This is a genomic window from Allobosea sp. ASV33, assembly GCF_016428755.1.
Taxonomy (GTDB): Bacteria; Pseudomonadota; Alphaproteobacteria; order Rhizobiales; family Beijerinckiaceae; genus Allobosea.
The window spans coordinates 1-271 of sequence record NZ_JAELTI010000390.1; the positions used below are offsets into that span (position 1 = coordinate 1).

At 59.8% G+C, this 271-nt stretch carries 1 protein-coding gene; it reads right to left on the reverse strand.

What is annotated here, in order from left to right:
* Window positions 1-232 (reverse strand): transposase (locus JHD80_RS28350; RefSeq protein WP_199094008.1); only part of this gene is annotated, 232 nt, incomplete at its 3' end.
* Window positions 233-271 lie beyond the last annotated feature (39 nt).

Below are 271 nucleotides of genomic sequence, written 5' to 3' on the forward strand. Positions count from 1 at the left end.
TGAGCTTGGCCACCTCGCGCCGCAGCTGCTCGATCTCAAGCTGCTCCGGCTTCATCTGGCCATGGCCGGGAAAGGCCTGCGCAGGGTCGGCCGAAAAGAGCTTCACCCATTTGCGAAGCTGGTTCTCCTGGACATCCAGATCCAGAGACGCCTGCGCCACACTCACTCCGCGGTCCTTGATCAGGCGGACCGCCTCGATCTTGAACTCACGCCCAAATTGCCTTCGTCGCATACCCCACATCCGGTTTCATGAAACACCCAATCTCGATGT